Annotated in this window: 20 protein-coding genes and 3 tRNA genes; 17 read left to right on the top strand and 6 right to left on the bottom strand. The window is 65.6% G+C overall.

Features of this window, described 5'->3' with window-relative positions:
• Positions 1 to 161 precede the first annotated feature (161 nt).
• The gene (gene queC, locus IPL79_14285) at positions 162 to 860 is read right to left on the bottom strand and encodes a 7-cyano-7-deazaguanine synthase QueC (GenBank protein MBK9072151.1); all 699 of its coding nucleotides are present in this window, start codon (positions 858 to 860) and stop codon (positions 162 to 164) included.
• A gap of 63 nt (positions 861 to 923) precedes the next feature.
• Entirely contained in the window at positions 924 to 2,543 is a 1,620-nt protein-coding gene (locus tag IPL79_14290) for a hypothetical protein (protein ID MBK9072152.1), read from the bottom strand.
• A gap of 70 nt (positions 2,544 to 2,613) precedes the next feature.
• Here IPL79_14290 and IPL79_14295 point away from each other — a divergent pair, with 70 nt between their 5' ends.
• The 5 genes from IPL79_14295 to IPL79_14315 are packed head-to-tail and all read left to right on the top strand — an operon-like array spanning position 2,614 to position 7,700.
• The gene (locus tag IPL79_14295) at positions 2,614 to 2,949 is read left to right on the top strand and encodes a DUF971 domain-containing protein (protein MBK9072153.1); all 336 of its coding nucleotides are present in this window, start codon (positions 2,614 to 2,616) and stop codon (positions 2,947 to 2,949) included.
• On the top strand, positions 2,946 to 3,665 hold the full coding sequence (locus IPL79_14300) for a nitroreductase (GenBank protein MBK9072154.1): 720 nt from the start codon (positions 2,946 to 2,948) through the stop codon (positions 3,663 to 3,665). Before IPL79_14295 ends, IPL79_14300 begins: the two co-directional genes overlap by 4 nt.
• A gap of 38 nt (positions 3,666 to 3,703) precedes the next feature.
• Positions 3,704 to 4,189: a hypothetical protein gene (locus tag IPL79_14305; GenBank protein MBK9072155.1), complete on the top strand. Its 486-nt coding sequence runs from the start codon at positions 3,704 to 3,706 to the stop codon at positions 4,187 to 4,189.
• 55 nt (positions 4,190 to 4,244) lie between these two features.
• Positions 4,245 to 5,675: a PEGA domain-containing protein gene (locus IPL79_14310; GenBank protein MBK9072156.1), complete on the top strand. Its 1,431-nt coding sequence runs from the start codon at positions 4,245 to 4,247 to the stop codon at positions 5,673 to 5,675.
• Between the two features lie 3 nt (positions 5,676 to 5,678).
• Positions 5,679 to 7,700 carry a protein kinase gene (locus IPL79_14315; GenBank protein MBK9072157.1) on the top strand — a complete coding sequence of 674 codons (2,022 nt, stop codon included), beginning with the start codon at positions 5,679 to 5,681 and terminating at the stop codon, positions 7,698 to 7,700.
• Here the strand turns inward: IPL79_14315 and IPL79_14320 are convergent.
• Positions 7,697 to 8,662, bottom strand: coding sequence for a hypothetical protein (locus IPL79_14320; GenBank protein MBK9072158.1), 966 nt, complete (start codon positions 8,660 to 8,662; stop codon positions 7,697 to 7,699). The two genes, IPL79_14315 and IPL79_14320, sit on opposite strands and share 4 nt — an antisense overlap.
• 265 nt (positions 8,663 to 8,927) lie before the next feature.
• Between IPL79_14320 and IPL79_14325 the strand changes: the two genes are divergently transcribed.
• From IPL79_14325 to IPL79_14340, 4 genes are read left to right on the top strand one after another with little or no spacing between them, the layout of a single operon-like run.
• Positions 8,928 to 9,467, top strand: coding sequence for a hypothetical protein (locus tag IPL79_14325; protein ID MBK9072159.1), 540 nt, complete (start codon positions 8,928 to 8,930; stop codon positions 9,465 to 9,467).
• Positions 9,464 to 10,900, top strand: a complete 1,437-nt coding sequence (murD, locus tag IPL79_14330) for a UDP-N-acetylmuramoyl-L-alanine--D-glutamate ligase (GenBank protein ID MBK9072160.1) — start codon at positions 9,464 to 9,466, stop codon at positions 10,898 to 10,900. The genes IPL79_14325 and murD overlap by 4 nt, the downstream gene beginning before the upstream one ends.
• Positions 10,901 to 10,959: 59 nt before the next feature.
• Positions 10,960 to 12,531: a putative lipid II flippase FtsW gene (gene ftsW / locus IPL79_14335; protein MBK9072161.1), complete on the top strand. Its 1,572-nt coding sequence runs from the start codon at positions 10,960 to 10,962 to the stop codon at positions 12,529 to 12,531.
• 32 nt (positions 12,532 to 12,563) lie between these two features.
• Positions 12,564 to 14,654, top strand: a complete 2,091-nt coding sequence (locus IPL79_14340) for an ATP-dependent DNA helicase (protein MBK9072162.1) — start codon at positions 12,564 to 12,566, stop codon at positions 14,652 to 14,654.
• Here the strand turns inward: IPL79_14340 and folK are convergent.
• Entirely contained in the window at positions 14,554 to 15,120 is a 567-nt protein-coding gene (gene folK / locus IPL79_14345; protein MBK9072163.1) for a 2-amino-4-hydroxy-6-hydroxymethyldihydropteridine diphosphokinase, read from the bottom strand. The genes IPL79_14340 and folK overlap by 101 nt on opposite strands.
• Positions 15,117 to 15,860, bottom strand: coding sequence for a fumarylacetoacetate hydrolase family protein (locus tag IPL79_14350; GenBank protein MBK9072164.1), 744 nt, complete (start codon positions 15,858 to 15,860; stop codon positions 15,117 to 15,119). The genes folK and IPL79_14350 overlap by 4 nt, the downstream gene beginning before the upstream one ends.
• 59 nt (positions 15,861 to 15,919) lie before the next feature.
• Between IPL79_14350 and IPL79_14355 the strand changes: the two genes are divergently transcribed.
• Positions 15,920 to 17,590: an FHA domain-containing protein gene (locus IPL79_14355; protein ID MBK9072165.1), complete on the top strand. Its 1,671-nt coding sequence runs from the start codon at positions 15,920 to 15,922 to the stop codon at positions 17,588 to 17,590.
• On the opposite strand, the gene IPL79_14360 is transcribed toward IPL79_14355, so the two are convergent.
• On the bottom strand, positions 17,531 to 18,199 hold the full coding sequence (locus IPL79_14360) for an N-acetyltransferase (protein ID MBK9072166.1): 669 nt from the start codon (positions 18,197 to 18,199) through the stop codon (positions 17,531 to 17,533). The genes IPL79_14355 and IPL79_14360 overlap by 60 nt on opposite strands.
• Before the next feature lie 44 nt (positions 18,200 to 18,243).
• Between IPL79_14360 and IPL79_14365 the strand changes: the two genes are divergently transcribed.
• The 7 genes from IPL79_14365 (at position 18,244) to IPL79_14395 (ending at position 25,470) form a co-directional block, all read left to right on the top strand.
• The gene (locus IPL79_14365) at positions 18,244 to 19,167 is read left to right on the top strand and encodes a site-specific DNA-methyltransferase (protein ID MBK9072167.1); all 924 of its coding nucleotides are present in this window, start codon (positions 18,244 to 18,246) and stop codon (positions 19,165 to 19,167) included.
• A 79-nt stretch (positions 19,168 to 19,246) separates the two neighbouring features.
• Positions 19,247 to 19,834, top strand: a complete 588-nt coding sequence (locus IPL79_14370; protein ID MBK9072168.1) for a hypothetical protein — start codon at positions 19,247 to 19,249, stop codon at positions 19,832 to 19,834.
• A gap of 119 nt (positions 19,835 to 19,953) precedes the next feature.
• Positions 19,954 to 23,931: a tetratricopeptide repeat protein gene (locus tag IPL79_14375; protein MBK9072169.1), complete on the top strand. Its 3,978-nt coding sequence runs from the start codon at positions 19,954 to 19,956 to the stop codon at positions 23,929 to 23,931.
• 183 nt (positions 23,932 to 24,114) lie between these two features.
• Entirely contained in the window at positions 24,115 to 24,837 is a 723-nt protein-coding gene (locus IPL79_14380) for a VanW family protein (GenBank protein ID MBK9072170.1), read from the top strand.
• A 136-nt stretch (positions 24,838 to 24,973) separates the two neighbouring features.
• Positions 24,974 to 25,060: transfer RNA gene (locus tag IPL79_14385), tRNA-Ser, on the top strand.
• A 135-nt stretch (positions 25,061 to 25,195) separates the two neighbouring features.
• Positions 25,196 to 25,282, top strand: a tRNA-Ser gene (locus IPL79_14390).
• A gap of 115 nt (positions 25,283 to 25,397) precedes the next feature.
• Positions 25,398 to 25,470, top strand: a tRNA-Arg gene (locus tag IPL79_14395).
• The last annotated feature ends 3 nt before the right edge of the window (positions 25,471 to 25,473 follow it).

The raw sequence follows: 25,473 nt of genomic DNA on the forward strand, positions 1-25,473 counted from the left end.
CTCCTCCGGGGCGCAGCGAGACGGCTGTGGTATCCACATCCGTCAGTGCCAAAAACACTGCCCTGCAATCTATGCTCGCGGAAGAAACGTGCGCCACCTGCCGGTAGGTCTATGCGTTGTGGAAGCGCCGCGGACGTTTTGACTTACTTGATCCGAAGGTGTTAGGCGTAGTGTGTCGGATCGGCGATGCCCGCGTCGGCAAAACCTTTGCGGCGGAGTTGGCAGGCGTCGCAGCGGCCGCAGGCGCCGCCGCCGGCGCCCGGATCGTAGCAGGAGTGGGTTTGGCCGTAGTCGACGCCGATCGCGAGACCGGCGCGGATGATGTCAGCCTTGGTCATGTCGATGAGCGGCGCGTGAATCTGTACGCCGCCGCTGCGGGTCGCGACCTGAGCCAGCGCTTGGAACGCTTGTACGAACGCCGGGCGACAATCGGGATAGCCGCTGGCGTCGAGGACGTTTACGCCGAGGAAGATATCGCGCGCGCCAAGCGTTTCCGCCCATGCCAAGGCCAGCGAAAGGAGCACGGTATTGCGCGCAGGGACGTAGGTGCTCGGCACGTCGCCGGGCGCGCCAATGTCGACCATCGAGCGATCTTTGGGCACGCTCATGCTCGCGGTGGTCAGCGACGATACGGCAATGGGCGCCAGATCTAATTGCAAGACGCGGTGAGCCGCGGCCTTCCATGCAGTGGCAGCGCGCGCCGCGGCCTGGAGCTCAACCTCATGCAATTGTCCGTAGCGCACGGTGAGCGCGTGGCAGACAAAGCCGCGCTTCGTCGCCATCGCGAGCGCGGTGGTGGAGTCGAGGCCGCCCGAGAGCAGCACCACGGCGGGTTTGCCAACATCGTCTAAAGCGGCCATCGGCGGGAACCTAGGGTATTTGGTGGCACCTGTCAAAACGAGGGCGGCGCATTCCAGCGCGGCTTACGCCTTCGCGGGGTGCCGCAAGATGACAATGTGTTCGCCCTTGATGCGATCGCCAAAGGCCTGGCCTTCTGCGCTGCCGAGCTTGGGCCGCTCTTGCGACGCGCTGGCGACGATGACGAGCGAGGTCGGCAAGAGCAGCGGCAATTCGTCGAGCGCGAACACCGCGTTGCCGCCTGCCAGCGAATCGCCGACGATGAGCGCGACAAAGCCATCGGGCGCCAAGGCGACGCTTAGCGCGGTGAGCACCGTCTTGGTGTCGGCGCGCCACGCCTGCAGCGCGGTGGTGGGCGCCTTGCTAAACGAGCGCCGGCTGCCAAGCTCGCGAGTGGAAAACGCGCCGGCGGGCAGGCCCAGGAAGGCAAAGCGCAGATCGTGGTGGTGCGCGTAGTCGTAGGTGCCGGGGTACGGCGGCGAGGTAATAATATGCGTCGCGCTGCCTGGCGTAATGACGGCGGCGAGTTCGCGCGCGTCATGCGCCCGCACTTGCACGTCGCCGCGCGGCGGCAGCTCGGCGATGCTGCGCGACAGCTCATCGCACTTGGCCAAGAAGAGCCGCGCGACCGAGCCGCGGCCAATTTGTTTTTCTTTTGGCGTCGGGTCGGTGTCCGACGTGCGACGCGATACCTTGTACAAGATCGCGGAGAGCACCATGCGAAACACGTCGGCGCTCGCCGGATGCTTGGTGGCAAGCTCGTCGACGCGCGCGGCGAGTGCCTCGAGCTCGCGGCGCACGTGCGGCGCAAACCACTCGGCGAGCAGCTTGTTGCGATGCCGCGCCGACAGCGCCTCGGCGTGGTGGTGCGTGGGCGCCTGATAGCCGGAGCGACGCGCCTGCTTGCCTTCCGCGACAACGGCATTGGTAATTGCGCGCGCGCGGTCGACCATGCGCTCGAGCTCGGCATGGGTTGCCGCCGTCGTCTTAACGCTGGCGAGCGCGACGGCGAGCGGGTTTAGATCAAAGCCGCGCGCGGGCATCGCAAGCGCGCGCGCCTCGACCAGCACGGTGCCCGAGCCGCAAAATGGATCGAGCACCAGCGGCTTACTTTTGATCCCCGCCGCCTCGGGCACCCGCCGCAGCAGATAGGCAATGCTTGCCGGATGGGCCTTGGCGGGATAGGTGTGAAAGCCGTGCGTGTACGCATACGCATGATCGCTATCCATCGAGGCCGCTCGCAACGCGGAGGCGGCATAGGTCGACCACGTGCGATCACCGCGCTCCATCATGCGGCCGCGGCTCTCGGCCATCGACAGCGCGCGCCGGCGCTTGTCGCGCGGAATAAATGTATCGCGCGCGTCGGGGGTGGCGAGTGGGCCCTTGCCGAACGATGGCCGGGGCGAAGCCGACTGCGGCCCAGCGGCGTTCGCGGGCTTGCGCTTGGCCGACGACGATGCCGCGAGTTTGGTCGCCTTCGCCGGCGCCGCCGCAGTTGGTTTTGCCGCGGGCTTGGCTTTTACCGCAGGCGCCTCGGGAAGGCGCGGCTCCCATGGCGCGCGCCGCGCCGCCCGGCGCTCCGATTTGGCCGCCTTGCGCTCCACCTCGGACTGGCGCGCCAGCGGCGCAAACAGGCGCGGCGGGAACAGCTCGGGCATGCCCTTTTTGCGCGGTTTTTGCGGCATATAGCCATCTATCACGGCGGCGGCGGCGCGGCGAGTTTCGCGGCCACGGTCTGCGTGCTACACGTCGGCCATGGCGGTACCCGCAGAAATTATTGGCCTCGGCCAAACCACGGTAACCCTAGTCTGGGAAGAGGGTCCCAGCGACGTATGGGAAGCGCGCGATCTGCGCCTGCGTTGTACGTGCGCTCATTGCCAATCCGAGGCCACTGGCGAGCGCTTGCTCGATCCAGCGTCGGTGCCAGCCGAGCTAAGCGTCGAGGCGATGAACCTCATCGGCAACTACGGCCTCAACATTCATTTTTCCGACAAGCACGGCACCGGCATCTATCGCTTTCGCGAGCTGTGGCGGGTGCGCCGCGAACGCGAGGCCGACGAGGCTGCCACGCCGACCGGGAGGCCATCATGAACCCGCCGTTGCGAGATGAGCCCGCCGTCGAGGCAATGCGAAAGCATCTGCTGCAGCGCAAAAGCGTGCGCGGCTATCGCCCTGAGCCGCTGACGCAGGCGCAGCTCACGGAATGGTTCGAGCTGGCGCAACGCGCGGCCTCGTGGTGCAACATCCAACCGTGGCGCGTCGTCGTCACGATGCCGCCGCTGACCCAAATCGTCGCCGATGAGATCGTGTCGTGCGCCAAGGCGGGCCTGCCAAACACCGACGTCAGCTTTCCGCTGGTGTACCCCGAACCGTATGCGACGCATCGCCGCCAGTGCGGTGGCGCGCTGTATGGCGCGATGGGCGTGGCGCGCGACGATAAGGAAGGCCGCTTGCGCGCCTGGATGCGCAACTATGAAATTTTTGGCGCGCCACACGTGGCCATCGTCAGCGTTGACAAGCGCCTTGGAGCCTATGCCAACCTCGACATCGGCATCTGGCTCGGCATGCTCATGATGAGCGCCTCGGCGCTCGGCATCGACATGTGCGCGATGGCGGTGCTCGCGCACTACCCACAGGCCCTGCGCAAGCACCTGCCAATTTCGCCCGACGAGGCGATCATATTTGGCATCGCCATTGGCTACGAAGACACCGACGTCGCCGCCAACGCCTGCCGCACGACGCGCTCGCCGGTTAGCGACAATGTGCAGTTCGTCGCGACCTCGACGCCTTATGCGCCAATAACTTGACCATTTGTTCAGGCTGCGTTACTGAACCTATGTTCAATATGAAAATACACCAACATTGCGAAGACGCTGCTTCTCTGGCCCCGGAAATCGAGGCGGTTATCGAACTTTTCAATAATGATTTGAAAGGGATATCGTTTCCAGACGTCTCGCGCGAAACCCTCGCAAAACAGGCCGAGGCGTATCGAAGCCTAAGCCGCGAGGTCGCAGCCGCGGCTGCCACGCTGAGCAAGCTTCGCGAAGAAGCGTCAGGCGCCGAAGCGGTCTTGCGCCAGACGACCCAGCGCGGCTTGGCCTACGCTAGCATCTATGCCGGCGCCGCTGCGGACCGCCTCGGCCTCGCCGCGACTGTCACCGCGCTCCAGGAACGCATTCACGTGAGTGCCCAGGCGCCGCTGCCGCGCGGTGCCGACGCATCCCCCAAGCGCCGCGGCCGCAAGTCGTCTACTGTAGGTGACTCTCTGTTTCCGCCGGCGTCGATAGCGGCAGAGCAAACCTCGGAATTTACTTGCGAAACTGGCGACTAGCCGCGGGAAGCGATAGGCTAATCGCTCGGAGAACTCTATGAACTTTTCGCGGTTAATGACGGTATTTGTTTGCGGTGTGTTTGCGGTGGCGCTCGGCGCCGCGCCGGCGGCCGCCTCCAACGATTTGGAAAAAGCGCAGCAGGCGTTTGATCAAGCGCAGGCGGATTACGTCGCCGAGAAATTTGACGAGGCCAGCGACGGCTTTCTCAAGGCGTACTCGGCACGGCCGTTTCCGCAGTTTCTCTATAACGCCGCCGCGGCCCAGCACATGAAGGGCAAGAAGAAGGCCGACGCCGCCGCGTACGACAAGGCCATTACGTATTACAAGAAATACCTCGACGCTGACAAGGCGGCCGCCGATCGCGCGAAGGTCGAAAAAATCGTCGCCGTGCTGCAAACCGAATCGGCGCGGCTCAAGGCCCTGCCGGCCGCTACCGCCGAGGCACCGGCCACCACATCAAAAGAAGTCGAACAACTCGGCGAACAAAAAACCAAGGGCGGCGTGACCATCGAAACCACGCCGCAAGACGCCACCATCTTGCTCGATGGCAAGGTGCTCGGCAAAACGCCGTGGTCGGGCCAAATCGAAGGCAAGCACGTGCTGACCCTTAAAAAAGATGGCTACAAGCCGTACGAAAAAGAACTCGATTTCGATCCGACGCGCTTTTACTACGTGCCAGTTGGCCTCGCCGAGGCCGGCTATCTCGGTTTTCTCGCGGTCAAGGCAAACATTCCCGACGCCGTGGTCTACATCGACGACAAGGTCGCGCCCGTGGGCAAGGCGCCTTATCGCAGCGAGCTGCCGCCCGGCAAGCACAAGGTGTGGGTGACCGCCGAGGGCTACGACGAGTTCACCGCTGAGGTCGAAATCATTCGCGGCCAAGATCAAGAAGTCACAGCGACGCTCAAGGGTTCGCCGGTTGGCTATCTCAACTTTCGCGGGACCGGCATCGAAAGCGCGCGCATTTATGTCGACGGCAAGCTCTTCTGCGAGCGCGGCCCGTGCCGCAAGGCGGTGCCCGAGGGCGCGCGCAAGGTCGCCGTGGCGCGCAAGAAATTCAAAACCTACAGCCAACGCATTTCCATCCAGCCCAAGACCGAGACCTTTGTGAAGGTGACGTTGGCGCCAAAACCTAAGCGCGGTGACGCGGTGGTCGCTTACATCGTGGCGGTGGCGTTGGCGGGCGGCGGCTACTGGGCCTACGTCGAGGCCGGCAAAACCCAAGACGACATTGACCAGGCTGAAATCGACGGCGTCGACCCCGAGAAAAAATTTGGGCTCAAGGCAACGACGGCAGAGAAGACGCTCGATATTGGCTCCAAGGTGATGTTTGGCGGCGCGGGCGTGACGCTAGCGCTCGCCATCTACCGCACGTTTCGCGACAAGGGCCCAGCGTCGAGCGCCGTCATCGACGTCGGCGGCGTGGCGATCAACCCGCAAGCGGGCCCAGGTTACGCTGGCCTCACCGCCGACGTGCAATGGTGATGCGTGGCGCCTCATCTGTGTCCCACGTGCGGCCGCGGATTTAGTGAGGCGGGATTTTGTCCATTTGATGGCCTGCAGTTGGTGCCAGCCGAGCTAACCAGCGCGCCGACCTATCTCGATCCAGACGAGTTCGCGCCGGTGCCGACGCGGCCGCGTGCGAAGTTTGCCACCGCGGACGTCGTGACCGAAGTCGATCGCAAGCCCGAGCTGTCGCGTGCCGCGCTAGCCGAGCAGATCGCGAAATCGGCACAGGCCACGCATGACGCCAAGCACGCCGCCGCGGTGGCGCGCGCCTCGCAACCCATCATCGAGCGAGTGGCGCAGCCGGAGGCACAGGTCTTAGTCTCGCGCGCCAGCGTCGCGGCCGAACAGGCGGGCCGGCCCGCGGCTTACGTCGCCAAAGACCCACCGGCGGTGGCGGCGCCGGCGCTGCCGTTTGCCGAATACGACGCGCTGATTGGCACCACGCTCGATGGCCGCTACAAGCTGCTGCGCAAGCTTGGCGAAGGCGCGATGGGGGTGGTGTTCGCGGTCAAGCATAACGTGATCGAGCGCCCGCTGGCGCTAAAAATCTTGCGCCGAGGGTATGCGCGCGATGCCAAGGTGGTGGAGCGCTTCTTGCGCGAGGCCAAGGCCGCATCACGCATCGGCCACCCGGGCATCGTCGAGGTGACGGATTTTGGCACGAGCCCCGATGGCGTCGCGTACGCGGTGATGGAGCTGCTCGAGGGACAGACGCTCGATCGCGCGGTCAAGGGCGGCGCCCTAGACTTGGCGCGAGCCCTCGACATCGCGCAGCAAGTCGCGCGCTCGCTCGCGGCGGCGCATGCCAAGGGCGTGGTTCATCGCGACCTAAAATCGGAAAATATTTTTCTCGTTGAGCGCGATGGCCGCAGCGATTTTGTCAAGGTCGTGGATTTTGGCGTCGCCAAGCTGACGGCAATCGGCGATGCCGAGGCCGCCGCCGAGCCGCGGCTCACGCTCGCCGGCTCGATCATGGGCACGCCGGAATACATGGCCCCCGAGCAAGCCGCCGGCAAGGCCGATGTCGATCACCGCGTCGATATCTATGCGCTCGGCATCATCATGTTTGAGATGATCACGGGGCGCATGCCGTTTCGCGGCGACACGTTGATGCGGACCTTGGCGATGCAGCTCTTTGACCCCCTGCCGTCCATTGCGGGCCTGCGCGCTAACGTGCCGGTGGAGCTCATCGCCGTCATTGAACGCGCCTGCGAAAAGCAGCCGGAGGCGCGGTTTGCGACCATGGAAGAATTTGCGCTTGCCTTGGAACGCGTGAAGCCGGCGGTGGCGCTGCTCAGCGGCGGCGAGGCCTCGGCGTCCAAATCCATGCGTTTGCCACCGGGCATGATGGCTCCTGACCTAGATGGCCATCGCCCCACGCCGCGCCGCGGTGGGGGCGCCGCGATGTGGTTTGCGCTCGCCTTGATCTCAATCGGTTTTGGCGTTGGCGGATGGGCGCTGTGGGCGCAGCGTCGCGCGGCCCAGTCAGCGCAGGTAGCCCAACCATCACCCACCGCCGTCGCCAGCGCGAACACGCCGGGTGACCTTGCCGTCGCTGCGCCAAGCGTCGCCGTCACGCCAGGCGGCGCCGCAGATGCGGCGATCGATGGCGCGGCCGTGACACCTGCGGCAGTCACGCCGACACCTAAGAAACCACCGTCGACGCGTCCCGGCACAACCGCGTCGCCCGTGACGACGACGCTACCCAACGTGCCCGCGCGCGCCAAGGTATCGGTCCGCGTCTACACCTACCCCGAGGGCGGCAACATCTATCTCGATCGGGCGTATCGCGGGCCCAGCGGCGTCACCATCCAGCTGCCCTATGGCACGCGCGGCACGGTCACGTGCCAAATGTTTGGTTATGCCGAAGGCACCGCCGCAATCGCGTTTGACGGCAGCATGGAATCGCTGTCGTGTCCGATGATTCGCCTTGGCGGCTGCGTCGAAGACATTAAGAATCCGTACGACAAGTGCCCGCCGGCGAGTAACGTGGCGCCTTAGCGCGGTGGTCGCGCAAAGGCGTGGTCACCAGGAAACGGGTTGGCCGTTTCACGCAGGTAGGTCTCGCTTGGATACGGCCGTGGGCGAGGCAGCACGCCGGCAGAAATGAGGCCTTGACGATCGTTATAGCGGATCTCGGTGGTGAGAAATGGCCTCGTTGAGTTGCGATGAAATTGTCCATAGGTCACAGATGAGTAGCGTTGCTCGCCGAACTCGGTGCCAAGGCCGCTGCGTTTCTTTGGTTCGGGTTGGCGATCGTAAGGTGCGTCGTACGCGCCGTCCGCTTCGGCTTCGGATTTGGCGACGCCGCTCCCAGCCGCGCCCGTGCTCGAGGGCGCCGAAGGTCGCGCCGTCACCTCGTCGCGCGACGAGCGATCATCTTTCAACTTGCCGTGGCGCCCGCCGTAGCCTTCTTCAGAATAGTAGTCGGGTTGTGGCACATACACCGGCGGCCTTGGCCGCGGCGCCTGGCGTTCGGCGAAGATCGCAACCGCGATGACGCCGACGTTGCGCGCCTTGCCCTTGCGCCCGGCGTACGACGCGCCAACGCTGGCAAAGCGAAACGCGGCGACATCGCTCATCGAGGTGCGAAAGCCGTCGACGGTGACATCACTGTACGGTTCAATAATGTAGCCGCGCTTGCGCAGGTCGCCGGCCTCGCCATCGATGACATCAAGGCCGTCGACGCTGATGAGCGCCTCGACGCGTTGGCCGAGTGGATTGCGCACCCGAATGGCGTAACGACCGCCCATGTCCCCCATAACGTAAAATTTGCCGCGGTGATGAAACGTCGGCAGCACCGCGCCATAGGCGTCGACCAGATCGACGTCGAACGTGGCAATCGCCGCCTCGTCGTAGTAGGGCGCGCTCTGGCCGCCAGATTGGATCGCGTAGCGATCGGCACTGGCCGCCGAAGGCGCGCCGCAGCCGAGCAGCGAGCCGATGACAAGCGCCGACGACAAGACGCGCGAACGCGGTCGGGGAGAGGCTAAGGGTGCTAGAGGCGAAGCGTCAGGAGACTTTGTTTTAGGCATGGTGATTTCAACGCGCCGCAACCGCCATCGATCTAATGAAATGCACGGGGGTGCTTGGGCTACGGGCAACGTTTCGCCGGCGGCGCGCGCGGAGCCGCAACGCCTGCGAAAAATCAAATGAAAATCAGCCAGATAAGCGTGCCCGCCCGGGCTCATGGCGTTTTGTCGCGGTTGCATATAGGCTTGCAGGCTGATGAGTAAGCAGCTTGCGGTAAGCGTCGTTCTAGGTCTGAGCTGGCTCGCCGCAGGCGCCTGCGTGGTGGGTGACTCAACGCCACCGGGCGTAACCTCGGATGCCGCCGGCGATGCGAGCGGCGATGGACCCCAGGGCGACGGGCCAGGTGACGGCAGCCAAGCCAATTGCGAACCGGCCCAAACGCCCGTCAACGGGCATCATAATCCTGGGGAAAACTGCCAGGTAGGCGGCTGCCACCTGCTCGGCAACACCGGCGCGGGTGCGCCGACGTTCTATGCCTCGGGCACGCTCTATAATGATGCCAACGGCACGCAGGCGGTCAGCGGCGCAACCATCGTGCTGGTCACCGGACCGGCGACCCGCAAGGTGGTCACCGCCGCCAACGGCAATTTCTATCTCGAAATCGTTGCCGCGGCGCCCTTCACCACCAAGGCGAGCAAGTGCCCCGATGAAACCCCAATGAATGCCGCGGCCAATACGGGTGATTGCAATAGCTGTCACCAAGTAGGCACGCAAGGGCGCATCCACCTGCCATGAGGATTGCCGGCGCGCCGGCGGGCGGGATGGAGCTGCGCGGTAAGCGCGTCGTCGTTGTCGGCATGGCGCAAACCGGCGTCGCGCTCGTGCGGTTCTGTGCCAGCCGAGGTGCGCACGTCATCGCCAATGACGCCAAGCCGCTGGACGCCCTCGCGGCCACGCGCGCACAACTGGCCGATGTCGAGGTGAGGTGGGCCGCGGGTGGCCATCCCGATGAGGTGTTCGCCGCGGCCGACCTGGTCGTGCTTTCGCCGGGCGTACCAAACCTGCCGGCGTTTGCCATCGCGCGCGCCGCCGGTGCCGAGGTGATCGCCGAGATCGAGCTGGCGTATCGCTTCTTGCACCCCGAGGCGACGCTGATCGCGATCACCGGCACCAATGGCAAATCGACCACCACCGCGCTCACCGGCGCGTTGTGCGCGGCGAGCGGCCGACCGACGTTTTGCGGCGGCAACCTTGGCAACATGCCCATGATCGACGTTGTCGCCCACCCGGCCAACGCCCCCGGCGGCCTCATCGTCGTCGAGATCGCCGCGTTCATGCTTGAGCATTGCACCAGCTTTCGCCCGCACATCGGCGTGCTCACCAACGTCACCGAAGATCATCTCGATCGCTTCGGCACCATCGAACACTATGCGCACATCAAGGGTCGCGTCTGGGATTTCCAACTCGCAAGCGACATTGCGATCGCCAATGCCGCCGACGCCTGGACCATGCGCGAGGCCGCGAGCAATCGCGCGCTGACGCAAGCGTTTGATTCGCGGCCCGGTGCCGAGGTGGCGCGCGGCGCGGCGCTTTCGGCCGATCGGCGCGAGTTCGTGCTCCGCTACGGCGTGCCCAATTTGCCTGCGGAGGAACGGCTGCCCGTAGATGATCTCGTCATCGTCGGCAATCACAACCTGGAGAACGCGATGGCGGCGTACTTGGCGGCGCGCCACGCCGGGGTTTCGCGCGAGGCCATCGTCCAAGGTGCACGCAGCTATCGCCCGCTGCCGCATCGCATGGAGCTGGTCGGCAAAAAAGACGACTTGTGGTTTTACGACGATTCCAAGGGCACCAATGTCGCCAGCGTCGCGGCTTCGGTGCGCGGCTTTCCGCGACCGCTCGTGCTCATCGCCGGCGGCGTCGACAAGGGCGGGTCCTACGAGCCGATGCTGTCGGCGCTCGCAGAGGTCTGCAAGGGCATGGTGCTCATCGGCAAGGCGGCGCCGATCATCGAGCAGGCGGCGCGCGACTTTGGCGTCGCGTATCCCGTGCGCCACGCCGCCACCATGCACGAGGCGGTGGCAGTCGCGGCCGATCTTGCCGGCCAAGGCGACGCGGTGGTGTTATCGCCGGCCTGCGCTAGCTACGACATGTTCGAAAATTTCGGCCACCGGGGACGCGTCTTTCGCGAGGCCATCGTCGCCGCCGGGGGCGTACGCTGTGACTGAGGGCCAGCCCGCCTAGCCAAAAACTTGCCGCGATCGGGGTTGCTCCTGATACTGGCTCGATGCCAACCCAGGGGCCAGCCGGCACCGATCCGCGAGGAGATCACGATTCGCGGGGGCTGCCGACGGCTGAGGCACCTACGCCCCTTGAGCTTGCGCTGGCCAACGCTCGCGCCAAGCGCAGCACGAGGCCGCGCGTGCGCGCCGCCGGCACCGGTACTGATTTTCGCCAGCAACGCGCGGCGGTGGTCGTGGGCACCCCCGCGCCGATGCCGGGCGTGACGCCGACGGCGGAATCGTCGAACAGGTCGCCGCAACAATTGCCACCTCGGAGCGTAGAGCGCCTTGACGGCGTGCAGCGGTTTGACAACGCCCTCCCCATGGCGCCGCTGGCGCAGGCCGAGCTGCTCGAACTCATCGATAGCATTCCCATCTTGCCGCACGAGGGCCCCGCGGCCGGACCCGTGGCCGCGCCGCGTATTGCCGAAGACAAGCCGCTCGACACCTGGCTGCTCGGCGCCGTGCTCGGGCTGCTGCTCATCGGCACGATCGAGATCTTTGCGTCGACCGCGCTGTCGTCGGCCGCGGGTGGCAACTACTTCCTCACCCGCCAGCTCATGTGGCTTTGCGTCGGTGGCGTGGGCATGTGGATCGCGGCCAATTTAGATCTGCGCTGGCTGCGCCGCGCGGTATATCCGCTGCTCTTCTTCGCGATCGCCGCGCTTTTCGCGGTGCTGGTGATGCCGCGCATCAACGGGGCCAAGCGGTGGTTTCTGCTCGGGCCCTTGTCATTTCAGCCGGTCGAGGTCGCCAAGCTCGCGCTCATCGTCTACCTCGCGCATTCGATCGCGCGCAAGGCGAGCAAGATCGAGACCTTCACCATTGGGTTTGTGCCGCATCTCATCGTTGCCTCGGTCATGATGGGCGCGTTGCTCCTGCAGCCGGATCTAGGCTCGTCGGTGGTGATAGGCGCCACCACGCTCGGCATGCTGTTTATCGCGGGCGCGCGCATTTCGTACATTATGACCGCCGTGCTCGTCGCGTTGCCGGTGGGCTATCAGCTCATCGTCGGCACGCCCTGGCGCATGCAGCGCTTCCTCGCGTATTTTAACCCCGAGGCGTTTTCCGACAGCGAGGCCTATCAGTTCTTGCAGGCCCGCATCGCGATGGGCTCGGGTGGTTTTTGGGGCGCCGGCCTGGGCAACGGACGGCAGTCGCTAGGCTACATGCCCGAGGCGCATAACGATTTTATTCTCGCGCCCATTGGCGAAGAGCTCGGCTTTCTCGGCATCGCGGTGGTGCTGCTGCTCTTTGTGGTGCTCATTTGGCGCGGCACCCGCGCCGCCCTGCGCGCCAAAGACGTCTTCTCGTCGTATCTGGCCTTTGGCATCACCATGCTCTTTGCGATGCAGGCCTTATTCAACGCGGCGGTGGTGCTTGGCCTGCTGCCCAACAAGGGCATTACGCTGCCATTTGTCAGCTACGGCGGTTCGTCGCTCTTGGCGACCATGGTGCTCGCGGGCATTTTGATCAACGTCGGGCGGGGGCGCGAGCACGCGGTGGCGCCAGCCAAGGTCGCCAATCACACGTCAGCGCGTCGCCGCCCGGTGCGCGTGCGCGTACGCGTGCTGTAGTCTGGCCGTAAGCTGAGCTACAGTGGGCGCGGATGGCAACGTTCGCGGAGCAGGTCGCGCAGCAGTGGTCGGCCTGGGACGAATTGCCCTCGGTGGCGACAGGCCTGTCCGCGCGCGCCGGCCAGCGCGAAATGTCAGTCGCGGTGGCGCAGGCCATCGAAGCGCGGCAGGCGCTCTTGGTCGAGGCCGGCACGGGCACCGGCAAGAGCCTGGCGTACTTGGTGCCCGCGGTGCTCAGCGGCAAGCGCGTGGTCATCGCGACGGCGACCAAGGCGTTGCAAGATCAACTGGTCGCACGCGAGTTGCCGCGCCTATGGCAGCTCGGCCTAGCGCCGGTGCCGCATCAGGTGCTCAAGGGCGTTGGAAATTACGTTTGCCAGCGGCGCTTTGCGCTCGCGGTGCTGGGGCGGCAGCCCGACCAGGTCGCGCGGGTTGACGACTTGCGCGCGTGGCATGCCAGCACCGCAACGGGCGACCTTGCCGAGGTCACCTGGCGCGCGCCAGGCGATCCGCGCTGGAGGGACGTCACCACCACCGCCGAGGCGCGGCTTGGCGCAAAGTGTCCGTTTAGTTCGACCTGCTTTGTCACCGCGGCGCGGCGGCAGGCCGAGCGCGCCAAGCTGATCTTCGTCAACCACGCGCTGTATTTTGCGGATCTGTCGTTGCGGCGCCGCGGCAGCCAGACCGCGCGCGTCGTGCCCGATCACGACATCGTGATCTTCGACGAAGCGCATGGGCTTGAAGAGGTGGCAACCGAGCATTTCACGCGCCGCCTGTTTGCGCCTGAGGTCTTTGAGTTCCTGCGCCGTGCCGCGGCAGAGGCGGCGCCGAATTTGTTTAGCGCAGCGAACGGGCAGGGTGCCTCCGGCGCGCTGCCTCACCTTAGCCATGCCGAGGCGGCGTTTCGCGAGCTATTTGCGGCGTATGCGGTGAGGCTGACTCAGGTCGCCGCGGCCGCGAGTGCGAGCGGTGGCGAGCGAGGCGATCGTGTTGATCGCCTCGAACTTCCCGCCGGCTTCATGGCGGCCAGCGCCGTACAAGCCGCCTACTTTGCGCTCGACACCGCGCTCGATCAGCTTGTCCGGTGGTCGGACAATTACGTCGAGGCCGCGAGCGCGGCGGGCGACGCGCCCAGCGAGGCCATCCTCGGCGCGGTGCGACGCGCGGCGCAGTGGCGCGACGACTTGGCGCTGCTGCACGAGCAACGCGACCCGGGCTATGTGTATTGGGCGCAGCGAGATCGGGGCGTCACGGTTGGCGCCTCGCCCATCGACGTCCGCGACGTGCTCGGTCGTCACGTGGTGCGGCAGCCGCAGGCAACGCCGATCTTTACCTCGGCCACCTTTACCGTGCAGCAATCCTTTGCGTTCGTGCGCGAGCGCTGGGGCCTGTTTGCTGACGACGCCCGCGAGCTGCTCGTGCCCTCGCCGTTTGACTACGGCACGCAGGCGCTGCTCTACATCGCGCGCGACTTGCCACCGCCAGGGCTTGAGGCTATTGGCGAGGCGGCCCTGCGCCGCTTGGCCGAGCTGCTCGCCATCACCGATGGTCACGCGTTTGCGCTGTTTACCAGCCATCGCTCGCTCGCGGCGGCGGCGGCGTGGCTGCGGACGCACGTCGATTATCCGCTGCTCGTGCAAGGCGAGGCGCCGAGCCCACAGCTCCTCGATCAATTCCGCGCCGTGCCGCGATCGGTCTTGCTCGGGACGGGGCAATTTTGGGAGGGCGTCGATGTGCCGGGCGCAGCGTTGTCGCACGTGATCATTGATCGCTTGCCGTTTGCGCCACCAACCGAGCCGGTAGCGCAGGCCCGCGCACGCCTCGCCGAGCAGCGGGGCGAAGATCCATTTGCCGGCCAGGCGCTGCCTGACGCGGCCATCGCGCTGCGGCAAGGCATCGGCCGCTTGCTGCGCGCCAGCGACGATTGCGGCCTCATCTCGGTGCTCGATCCGCGCCTGGTGACCAAGCAATATGGCCGCGTCTTCCTTGAATCGCTGCCACGCGAGCTGCCGCGCACCGCCGTCATCGAGCAGGCGCGACGATGGTGGCGCGATCGGCCGGGGGCAGCCACGGCCCCATCCGCGACACCATCTGATCCAGCGTCGCCGCCAGCGCCGCGGTGAGCGTGCGCCGGCTGACGGGATGAATAAAGCCATCGCCGAGCAGCTCAATGGTCGGCTCTAGCGCGAAGCGGCGGGCGAGCAGGCGCGCGTGTGGCACGGTCAGCGGGTTGCCGCCGACGTCGAGGTCGAGGGTTTGGTGACCATACAACAAAATATCAATATCGATGGTGCGCGGGCCCCAGCGCAGCTCGCGCGCGCGATCGCGGCCGAGCGCATGTTCGAGCTGCCGCGTGCGCAGCAGCAAGTCGGCTGGCGTCGGCACCTCCAGTGTGTCCGGTAACCGGACTAATAGCGCCGCATTAATATAATCGGGTTGGCGCGGGCCGCCGACCGCCGCGGTGCGATACAGCGACGACCGCGTCACCTCGCCCAGCGCGGCCATCGCGTCGGCCACCGCGTCAAAGCGCGCGATGATCGCGGCGTCGGCATCGACGTTACCTCCCAAGCCCAGCACGATATTGGTCATACGGGCGACGCGCTCGCGATCACGGGATTGGTGAGCGCGCCGATTCCTTGGATCTCGATGGTGACCACGTCACCAGGCGCCAAGTTGCCCACGCCCGCCGGCGTGCCGGTGGTGATGATGTCGCCTGGCATGAGGGTCATATGGCGGCTGGCAAAGGCAATCAGGGCGGCGACGTCAAACACCATGTCGGAGGTGTTTGAATCCTGCCGCAAGACGCCGTTGACGAAGGTCTTGATCGACAGGTTGTTGGGCGTAAGGCCCGCGACGATCGCGGGGCCGACGGGCGCAAAGCTGTCAAAGCCCTTGGCGCGCGCCCACTGGCCGTCGCTTTTTTGCAAGTCGCGCACCGTGACGTCGTTCATGCACGTATAGCCCGCCACGTGCGCCAGCGCGTCGCTGGCGGCAACGCGGACGCATTTGCTGCCAATCACCACCGCCAATTCGCCCTCGAAATGAACCTGCTCATAGGCCATGGGGCGCACGATCGGCTCGCCTGGTGCCAGCAGCGCCGAGGGTGGCTTGAGAAACATCAAGGGCTCGCTCGGCAAAGGCTTGCCCATCTCGGCGGCGTGCGCGCGATAGTTGACGCCAATGCCGATAATCTTGCTCGGCGCTATTTCCTTGAGCACAAATGGTGCGGTCGTCTTGGTATGAGCGCCCAGCGATGTCGTGGCCTGTGCCGAACTGTCGGCGGCGGCAGGGCCGGGCGCTCGTGGCCCGGTGAACCATGGCAGTTTCATGGCGTCAGCTTAGCGCGTTTGACGTTGCGGCGGTGCGGCCCGCGCCCGTACAATAGCCCATGGCCGACGAGCGCGCTGCCGAGGGACGATTGGTGCGCGCCGCCGTGATGGTGATCGACGGGCCCGATGAGGGTCAGCGGTTTTCCCTCGACCCAGGCAAGTCGCTGCGGATTGGCCGCGGCCTCGACAACGATGCGGTGCTCAGCGACAAGTCGGTATCGCGCAACCACGTCGAATTCATCGCGAGCGAGGCCGGCCTGGTCGCACAAGACCTCGGCAGCAACAACGGGACCATGCTCAATGGCAACGTCATCGTGGCGCCGACGCCGCTGGCCCAACACGATAAGATCGAGATCGGCTTCACGGTGCTGCGCGTCGAGCTGGTGCGCGAGGCTATACCGGAGCCCACCGGACAAAAAAAATTCACGCCACCTGTGGTCGAGCCTCGGCCCGTCGCGCCGGCGCCTCGCGCAAGGCCCGCGCCGGTGCAGGTGGTGTTGACGCCCACTGAAATGAAGGCGCTGCCGCTGCCCGGCATGCCCTCGGTGACCATGCCCGCACCCATGGCGATCCCCACACCGACACCGCGTGCGCCGCTCGCGCCCCTGCCACCGGTTGCGGCACGGGTGTTGACGCCACGCTCGCCGATGCCAGCCGTCCCCGGGGCGCCGCCGGTCTGGCCGATCGCAGCCGAGCCACCAGCGGCACCGCCGGCGCCCGCGCCTGCACCGGCCGCCACGAAACGCGCGCGCACCGATCTTGACGCCTTGCTCGATCCGGTCGTCGCTGAGCTACCGCCGACGCTGGCGGAGTCTGCGCCAACGCCAATGCCCACTGCCGCACCCGCGCTTGCCGACGTGCCGCTGCCAACGCCTGCGCTGCCGTTGCCGGCCGCGCGCCTGCTAGCCCCGCCACCCGCAGACGATCTGGCATGGATGGCGCTCGATGCCGGCGATAAGCTCGATCCGGCGCTTAAGCTGGGACGTAAGTCAGGAATTTCGCTGACGGCCATCGCGGTGGTGCTCGTAATTTTTGGCCTTGCCGCCTTTGTTATCGCCAAGGGCGGCATGGGCGGCGAGCCGGCCACCAACGCCGGCGCATCCGCGACATACGGCGATCCGGACGCGACGGGCAGCAAATCCGGGGACACCACGCCAAGCACAACGGCCGCGGGCAGCGACCAACGCAGCGCGGGCAGCTCAGAGGCGCAGCAACGCGCCTTGGTGCTCTACGGCAAACGCGAATTTGCCGGCGCGGCGCGCGCGCTTGCCGGCATTTCCGACCAAGCGACCAAGGAAATGCACCGCGACTTTTCGCAGCTGCAGACGCTGCTCGACAAGGCGACCGCGCAGGCCAGCCACGACATCGTGGTGGCGTTCGAGGCGCTGCGGCAGGCGCGCGAAATCGACAAGCGCTATGGCGCAGCCCATAGTCGCTGGCTCGATGCGCAGGCCATCGCGCATTTCGAATTGCTTGGGCGCAGCCTGCTGACGCAACAACGCTATGAAGACGCACGCGCGCTCGCTGACATTCTGGTGGTAGAGCGCCCCAAGGATGCGACGACCGCGATGTTGCTCGCCGCGCTAAACGACAAGGCGGCGGCGTTAATCAAGCAGGCGCGAGGGACGAAGCCCGCGGAGGCGCGCGCCTTGCTCGAACATGCCAAGGCCTTAGCGTCGAGTGGCAGCGACGCGTACCGTGCGGCCACCAAGGCGCTGGCCGCGCTTTGAGGTGGCGCGGCGGCCGGAGCTAGTCGCGGTTGCCACCGCCGCGCAGGCCGCGCAAACATGTGGCGCCCGCGCTTTGGCCGGCTGGCCACAGGCGCAAACATAACCGATCACGCGCGCCGGCGTGCCGACCACCAAGGCGTGCGGCGGCACATCGCGCGTGACGGTGGCGCCGGCGCCAACCATCGCGTACGCGCCGATGGTGACGCCGCACACCACGGTGACGCCGGCACCGAGCGTCGCGCCGCGCTCGACCAGCGTCGGCACAAAGGCATCGCGCTGCGGCCGCATCGCGCGCGGGCGCTTGACGTTGCTAAACATCACGCCGGGGCCAATAAACACCTCGTCGCGCAACTCGACGCCGGCAAAGATCGACGCGTGGTTCTGCACGCGACAGCCGCGTCCGAGCGTCGCGTCGATGTAGCAGCCGTAACCGATCATGCACGCCTCGCCGATGATGGCCGTGCGGCGAACGTGCGACTGGTGCCAGATTTGCGTGCCGCGGCCAATCCGCGCGCCGCGTTCGACCATCGCGGTTGGATGAACCATTACGGGCGGCCGCGCCACCGTGGGCTTATCGGGGCGGGTTCCCTTGGCGTGCGCGGCGGGCATGCCCTCATGTATCACAGTCAGATCCCCCGCGTAGAGTGAGGGTCGTGCCGCGTCGACCACCTAAGCAGGCCATGCCGCTGGCGACGCCACCCGATCTCGAGGGGCCGCTGGCGCCGATGAGGCAGGCCTTGGCGCTGCCGGCGGGCGCGTTGTGGCGTGCCGATGCGCGCGATCTACTCGGCTCGCTCGCCGACGCGTCGGTCGACCTCGTCATCGCCGATCCGCCCTATGCCATCGGCAAGGCGGCCTGGGACGTCTTCCCTTCGCTCGAGGCCTACGTCGAGTGGTGCGACGCGTGGTTGGCGGAGGTGCGCCGTGTGCTGCGGCCGACCGGCTCGGCCTACGTCTTTGGCTTCTCGGAGATCTTGGCCGAGATCAAGGCGCGCAGCCATCGCCGATTTGATGCCTGCAAGTGGCTTGTCTGGCACTATAAAAACAAGGCCAACCTTGGGCGCGATTGGGGTCGCTCCCACGAGTCTATCCTGCATCTACGGCGCCACGCGTGCCGCGGCATCCATATTGATGATGTCCGAATTCCGTACAATGAGCACACGTCGCGCTATCCGCAGCGCACGCAGGCGGTGAGCTCGCAATATGCGCGTCCGGTCCGACCGGCGGCGCCGCCGCGCGGCGATGACGCGCCGCCGCAGGTCGACGTGCCGCCGGCGCGCGAGGCATGGCAGCCTCATCCGCTCGGCGCCAAGCCGCGCGACGTGCTCGAGGTCGCCACCCTGTGTAATGGCACCGCCGAGAAGACCGCGCACGTCACGCAAAAGCCCGAGGCCTTGATCGCGACGCTGATGCGCGCGTCGAGCCGCCCCGGGGAGCTCGTCGTCGATCCCTTTTGCGGCTCCGGCACCACGGCCGCGGTCGCGATGTCGCTCGGGCGACGCTTCATCGTCGGCGATGCCAGCGCGCCCTATGTCGGCGTCGCGCGCGGGCGCTTGCAGGCGCACCAAAGTAAGTGAGACTGCCTCTTGCAAGTCACTGCGCAAGTTACAACACTGCGGCCCACCACCACTACGGGGTAAGGAAAAGGAGAAAACGATGGGACTATTTGGTGAACTTGCTGGACTTATGACGGGCGCGGCCGTGGGGATGATCATGATCCCCGTGACCGTGCTGCAATTTATCGCGTTCGCGTATTTTATTATTGTCGTCGACCGCCGCAACGATGCGAGCAAGAGCCGCGGCGACACGCAAGTGGGCATCAAGCTCGCGCTGCATGCCATCGGCACGCTCGGCGTCATCATCGCCAGCGCAGGCATTACCGTAATCTTGGCGTGGGCCTTGTCAGGCGGCGAGGGTGGCAAAGATATGGTCAAGAGCGGCCTGGCCATGGTGCTCGGCTCGGCAGGCTTTGTGTGGCTTACCCGCATGGCGTTGCAACAGACCAACAACGAGGCGTTTGCGCAAAGCGAGCGCTTCAGCCTCGGCGCGCTGGTCATTGGCTCGGGCATGGTGTCGATGTTCACGCTCATCGCGCTGCTCTTCATGCTTTTCTTCGAGGCAAAATGGAAGCAAGGCCCCGCGCAACTCCTCGCCGCGGCCGCGGTTTACGGCACGCTGTTTTGGTTTTCGCTTAAGTCGATGCTCGCGCGCCAAGCTGGCGCCGCGGCGTCCTATCAAGGCTGAGCGTTTGTCGGCGCGTTTCCTACATCGCGCCACACATCCATAAGTAGGGCGGCTGTTCGCGTCACAATGTGCCGCGCGGTTAACCACGCGCAAGTGGCCGCGCGGTATGATTTCCCACGATGAAACAGCTCACGTGCGGCGCGTGCGGCGCGACTCAATCTTTGGCTGATGGCGACCTGCCGGCTGGCGCAAAGGAGGTCGCGTGTCAGGCCTGTGGCGTTGCGATCGCGGTGCGTCCAATTGGTTTTGGTCCTGCGCTCGCCGCCTTTGACGCCGAAGATGGCGATGGCGACGATGTCCTTGATTTGCCAGCGCCTCGGCGCGCTTCACCGTTGGCCGGCGCGCCGACTGGCGCGGGCCAACCGCTGCCATCGCTCGGTCTTGAGCTCGATGCCTTGCAGGAATTGCCAACCGTCAACGAGGCACCTGCTAGCAACAAGACCGCGTTCGGCATCGCGACGGGGCCTGCGCCGCGCGATATGGGTGATTTGCCCGCACCGAAAACTGCCAAGACGGGCTTGTCGGCGCTCGCAGGCCTAGGCGATCTCCCCGCGCCCAAAGGGCCGGCCGCCGCGAGTGGACCGTTTGGCGACCTGCCCGCGCCCAAAGGCCCCGTCGGCAGCGGTGGACCGTTCGGCGATCTGCCCGCGCCCAAAGGCCCGGTCGGCAGCGGCGGACCCTTCGGCGATTTGCCCGCACCCAAGGGTCCCGTTGGTGGCGCATTTGGCGACTTGCCGGCGCCCAAGGGTCCCGTTGGTGGTGCGTTTGGAAATTTGCCGACGCCCAAAGGTCCAGTCGGGGGCGGAGGCATTGCCGATTTGCCCGCGCCTAAGGGTCCCGCCGGCGCTTTTGCCGATCTGCCGGCACCTAAGGCGCCAGCCGCCGCGCCGCCGCTCAATCTCGGCCACGCCGCGCTCGACATGCTGGATCTGCCAAGCCCAGCCGCGCCTGCCGCCAATTCGTTAACCCCAAAGCTCGAACAGGGCCTCACCGCCAAGCCGTCCGATCTTTTTGCGGATCTGCCACTGCCATCGCCCGCGGCGCCGCCGAAGGTAGCCAGTGGCGCGAGCCTCGATCTGCTCGGTGACTTGCCCAAGCCAATCTCGACGCACGCACCAAGCAGCGGAGGCGGCAAGGCGCTAGATCTCGACGATCTAGATCTGGAACAACCAAGTACGCCTGCCGCCACCGCTGGGGGCAAGGCCGAGCCGCTTGCACCGCCCCCGATCGCCAAACCCGCCGCGGGCGCCGCCGTGCCAAACCTCGACTTGGGTGATTTTGGCGGCCTCGATTTGCCAAGCAGCAGCGCGAGCTCGAGCAGCCAACCAAGTCAGCGTGCAGCCGCGGCCCAATCGGTGTCTGATGCGATGGCCTCAAATGCCGCCGCCGCGGCGTCCGGCGCGTCTGGCGCGTCGGTCACTGAGGGTCGCAACAAGACCGAAGTAGATTTCGGCACCTCGACCGACGACCTCGACCTCTCGCTTGGCAGCGACAAACAGGCCGCGCCTGCCTTTGGCATGCCGAGCAGCTCAACTAAATCCTCGGCCCCCGCGGCGAACCCCGACGGCCCTGCGACAAAAATTGATATTTCGTCAAAGAAAAGCAAGGGCGAGCTTACCAAGCGCGCCAAGCTCATCGCGGTCGGCGTGGGCGTTGCGGTGCTGCTCGTGATCAGCGGTGGGATCTACGGCTATCTCAAGTGGTCAGCGGCTAAGGAGCTCGAAACCAAGATCGCCAATCTGCTGGTGGACGCCCGCACCGAGCTGTCGCGCGGCAATACCGGTCATTGGGATAAGGCGGTGACCATTGCGAACGAAGTGCTCGCGCTACAACCAAACAATTCCGACGCGCTCGGCATCGCGGCGCAAGGCTTGCTCGCCGGTTATCTCGATGAAGGGGTTGATGGCGCGCGCAGGCTCGGTCAGGTCAAGAACCTGATTGCCAAGATGGGCACCGCCAAAGGCAACGACGTCGAAATGGCGCAGGCGCTCAAATTGCTTGCGCTCGATACCGGCCAAGGTGAACGCGCGTTGCAACGGCTCGAGACCGTGGTGGCGGCTGATCCAGGCAACAAGCAGGTGGCCTTGTATCAAGGCTGGGCGTATCTGTCGGCGCGCAAGTGGAAGGCCGCACAAGTCGCGTTTGAGCGCTCGCTGGCCGCCGCGCCCGAACGCCAAATACCCGAACTCATCGGCCGCGCCGAAGCCAAGGCCATGCTCGGCGATCGGGAAGGCGCGCGCGCTGATTACGCCAAGGTGCTGGAAAAAGATAAGGACCATATCGGCGCGCAGGTAGGCCTCGCCGCCGCGATGCCGCCGTCTGATTACGCGCGTCGCGAATCAGATCTCGTCGCGCTCTTGGCGCGGCCTGACATCGAAAAGGCCGATGCTCGCGCCGTGCTCAAGGCGTGGGGCCTGGCCGCCGACGAAGCGCTGCGCGCCGGCCGCCTCGAGGTCGCCGCCGATCGCTATCGCAAGGCGCTGGCGATCTCGGGTGACGATTTTGCGGCGACGCTTGGCCTTGCCAAGCTCGCGTTGCGACAAGACCGCGTCGACGAGGCCGAACGCCAGGTGTTGCGCGCGCTCGACCGCGACAAGGCCGATATTGCGGCGCGCATGTTGCACGTCGAAGTGCTCATCGCCAAGGGCAACCCCAACGAGGCCCGCGGCGTTATGGACAACCTAATCGCCGATGCGAACGCGACGACCAATGCCAGCATCAAGAGCCGCGTCTTGGTTTTGCGCGGCGAAATGCTCGAGGCCGAGGGCGGCAAGCCCGACGACGTCATCGCGCTCTATCAGGAGGCCGTCGCCACCGCCGAAACCGGCGACTACGGCCCACCTGTCGCGGCTGCCAACGGGCTAGGCAGACTCGCCGCCAAGGCCGACGCCGAAAAGCAACCCGAGCTCGCCAAGCAATATCGCGCCAAGGCCGAAGAATTCTTAACCGCCATCTCGAGCCTCGCCAACAACGATCCGGCGACGGCGCTCACGCTGGGCGTCGCCTATACCACCACCGGCGCGCCCGCGCGCGGCGAGGAATGGTTGCGCAAGGCGCTCGCCTCGCGCCCCGGCGACATCGAAACAAACTTTCAATTAGCGGTCGCGCTGTCGCGCCAGGGCAAGCGGCAAGAGGCCATCAACGTCTTCGCCAAGACCTTCGCGATGGACGGCTCGCGGCTCGACGTCGGGCTGCAATACGCGCTCGAGCTCGAGGCGGCAGCGCGCGATGGCGAGGCGGGCGATCTCTACGCTAAGCTCGTATCGTCGCGCGACGTAACGCTCGACATTCGCGCGCGCGCGGGGCGCTTTTGGGCGCGCCAAGGCGACATAGACAAGGCCAAGGAGCAAGGCGATCAAATTCTCGAGGTTGCGCCCGAATACCCCGCGGGCCTCTTTCTCAAGGCCGAAGGCCTGCTCAAGGCTGGCAAGCTCGACGAGGCGCGCCGCTTCTTCACGCGCGCCAGCGATGAAGATGGCGAGGCGCAATACTTTGACGGACTGGGACGCGCCTGCGAAGCGCTCGGCGCCGATGGCGACCTTCGCTACAAGGACGAAGCCATTCGCGCCTATGGCAAGGCCTCGGAGATCGATCCAAAAATGTTTAACTCGCTGTCGGGCCTGGGTCGCCTGCACCTCGAGCGCGTCGCCTTTGAGAAGGCGCTCGTGGCATATACGGCCGCCGAGACGCTGCTGCCGAGTGATCCCGGGGTGCTGTTTGGCAAGGGGGCGGCGCTGCAAGGCCTGCGTCGTTATCAAGACGCGCTGGCGGCGCTGACCAAGGCCGTGGCCATCACGCCGACCGCGGATGCGTATTACAAGATCGCCCAGGTCAATCGCGATCTCGAGCGCACCGCCGCGTCCGCCTCCGCGCTGAGCAGCGCGACGCGCATGGGCATCGAGCAGGAGACCAAGACCGGCAAGAAGGTCGAATGGTTGTCCGAAGCCATGTGGATGTCGGGCTTCCTTGAAAACCAGCTCGGCAACGACGCGTCCGCGTGTCGCGCGTGGAAACTCTTTATCGCGCGCAACCCCACCGAGAAGGCTCGCGTCACAGAGGCCACGCGCACCATGATGGGCTTTCGCGGCTGTCTGTAGTCGCCCGCCGTGCGGCCGCGCGAGGAATAGATCTGGGCCGCGAACGTTGGTAGGCTCTAGATGCGCGTGCATACGTCATTTGCCGCCCTTTGGCGCCGCCATGTTCCCTTCGCCATACGGCAAGAAATCGCGCGTGCGCGGCATGTCCCGCGATATCTCTGGCCGCGGCTGCATGCCACGCGCGTGTCACATCTAGATGACTTGCCGGTGGTCCTTGCCGCGCATCAGTCGCCGCTCAGGCGCGACTCGATGGCTAGCGCGTACGACCCCGCGTTGCAACGCGCCAAGGAGGCCAACGTCCGCGAAACGGTACGCCGCCTTGGTGGCGCGCTGCTCGCCCCTGGCGACGTGTTTTCGTATCACTGGTATGTTGGCCGCCCGACGTGGCTGGGCGGCTACCGCTATGGGTTGCAGCTACGCAATGAGGCGCCGAGCAAGGGCATCGGCGGCGGCAGCTGCCAGGTAACCAACCTGCTTTACTACCTCGCGGTCATCGCGGGCCTGGAAATTGTCGAACGCCATCGCCACGGTGTCGATCTGTTTCCCGACGATCACCGCACGGTGCCGTTTGGCTGCGGCGCCACCGTTTATTACAACTACGCCGATTTACGGTTGCGCAATCCGCACCCGTTCCCCGTCGCGCTACATCTCTTTATTCGAGATGGCGTGCTTCACGGGGAGGTGCGCGCTCGCAGCGAGGGCCGCTACCGCTACCGCATCGAAGAGACCGATCATCGCTTTGAACTCCGCGCCTCGGGTTGGTTTCGTTACAATGTCTTATGGCGCCTGGTGGAAACGCCTGACGGCACGCAGGTCCGCCGTGAGCTGCTGGCGCAAAACGTCGCGCGCTGCCTTTACGTCCCGGGAGGCGACCACTTGCTGCCCGCCACGACCTCCTCGACGTGACACCAGCGGCGCGCGGGCACTCCCTTGGCTACCGCCGCCCCGGCGCGCCGCAAAACGGGCCGATAACCCGTGCCACCGCTTTACATCATGGAAACGATCCATATATTAACGCCCTGCCGTAGGGGCGAAACCACCTGGAGGGGTGGCCGAGTGGTTTAAGGCAGCGGTCTTGAAAACCGCCGTATCTTTACGGGTACCGTGGGTTCGAATCCCACCCCCTCCGCGGAACTCACCTTTGCCTTCCCCCGCGGCGTTCTCTGACAATCGCATAGCCTAGCAAAACACGCAGATTGGCGTGGCGCATCACCTACGATGCGTTGCGCCTGATTGTGGATTTAGTTAATAATTCCATGGTCTTGGAGGGGTGGCCGAGTGGCTGAAGGCACCGGTTTGCTAAACCGGCATACGGGTAACTGTATCGAGAGTTCGAATCTCTTCTCCTCCGCAAAGTTCTGATTCTCGCTACAAATGGTTTCGCCTCGCTCGCAATTAACAGGCGTGGCGGGTATTAGGCAGGCGTCTCAACCAGGCAAGTTGGTTGCCGAGAGACGCGAGTATTTGGTTCCGTAGCTCAATGGATAGAGCACCGGCCTACGAAGCCGGGGGTTGGAGGTTCGAGCCCTCCCGGTACCACGA

The organism is Myxococcales bacterium (assembly GCA_016716835.1).
Classification (GTDB): Bacteria; Myxococcota_A; Polyangia; order Haliangiales; family Haliangiaceae; genus JADJUW01.

Bases quoted from the DNA above. Each gene is read 5' to 3' on its own strand.
- IPL79_14355 (MBK9072165.1), top strand. From the start codon at position 15,920: ATGGCCGACGAGCGCGCTGCCGAGGGACGATTGGTGCGCGCCGCCGTG.
- IPL79_14360 (MBK9072166.1), bottom strand. From the start codon at position 18,199: ATGCCCGCCGCGCACGCCAAGGGAACCCGCCCCGATAAGCCCACGGTG.
- murD (MBK9072160.1), top strand. From the start codon at position 9,464: ATGAGGATTGCCGGCGCGCCGGCGGGCGGGATGGAGCTGCGCGGTAAG.
- IPL79_14305 (MBK9072155.1), top strand. From the start codon at position 3,704: ATGAAAATACACCAACATTGCGAAGACGCTGCTTCTCTGGCCCCGGAA.
- IPL79_14295 (MBK9072153.1), top strand. From the start codon at position 2,614: ATGGCGGTACCCGCAGAAATTATTGGCCTCGGCCAAACCACGGTAACC.
- IPL79_14350 (MBK9072164.1), bottom strand. From the start codon at position 15,860: ATGAAACTGCCATGGTTCACCGGGCCACGAGCGCCCGGCCCTGCCGCC.
- IPL79_14375 (MBK9072169.1), top strand. From the start codon at position 19,954: ATGAAACAGCTCACGTGCGGCGCGTGCGGCGCGACTCAATCTTTGGCT.
- IPL79_14300 (MBK9072154.1), top strand. From the start codon at position 2,946: ATGAACCCGCCGTTGCGAGATGAGCCCGCCGTCGAGGCAATGCGAAAG.
- IPL79_14340 (MBK9072162.1), top strand. From the start codon at position 12,564: ATGGCAACGTTCGCGGAGCAGGTCGCGCAGCAGTGGTCGGCCTGGGAC.
- IPL79_14370 (MBK9072168.1), top strand. From the start codon at position 19,247: ATGGGACTATTTGGTGAACTTGCTGGACTTATGACGGGCGCGGCCGTG.
- queC (MBK9072151.1), bottom strand. From the start codon at position 860: ATGGCCGCTTTAGACGATGTTGGCAAACCCGCCGTGGTGCTGCTCTCG.
- ftsW (MBK9072161.1), top strand. From the start codon at position 10,960: ATGCCAACCCAGGGGCCAGCCGGCACCGATCCGCGAGGAGATCACGAT.
- IPL79_14290 (MBK9072152.1), bottom strand. From the start codon at position 2,543: ATGCCGCAAAAACCGCGCAAAAAGGGCATGCCCGAGCTGTTCCCGCCG.
- IPL79_14310 (MBK9072156.1), top strand. From the start codon at position 4,245: ATGACGGTATTTGTTTGCGGTGTGTTTGCGGTGGCGCTCGGCGCCGCG.
- folK (MBK9072163.1), bottom strand. From the start codon at position 15,120: ATGACCAATATCGTGCTGGGCTTGGGAGGTAACGTCGATGCCGACGCC.
- IPL79_14325 (MBK9072159.1), top strand. From the start codon at position 8,928: ATGAGTAAGCAGCTTGCGGTAAGCGTCGTTCTAGGTCTGAGCTGGCTC.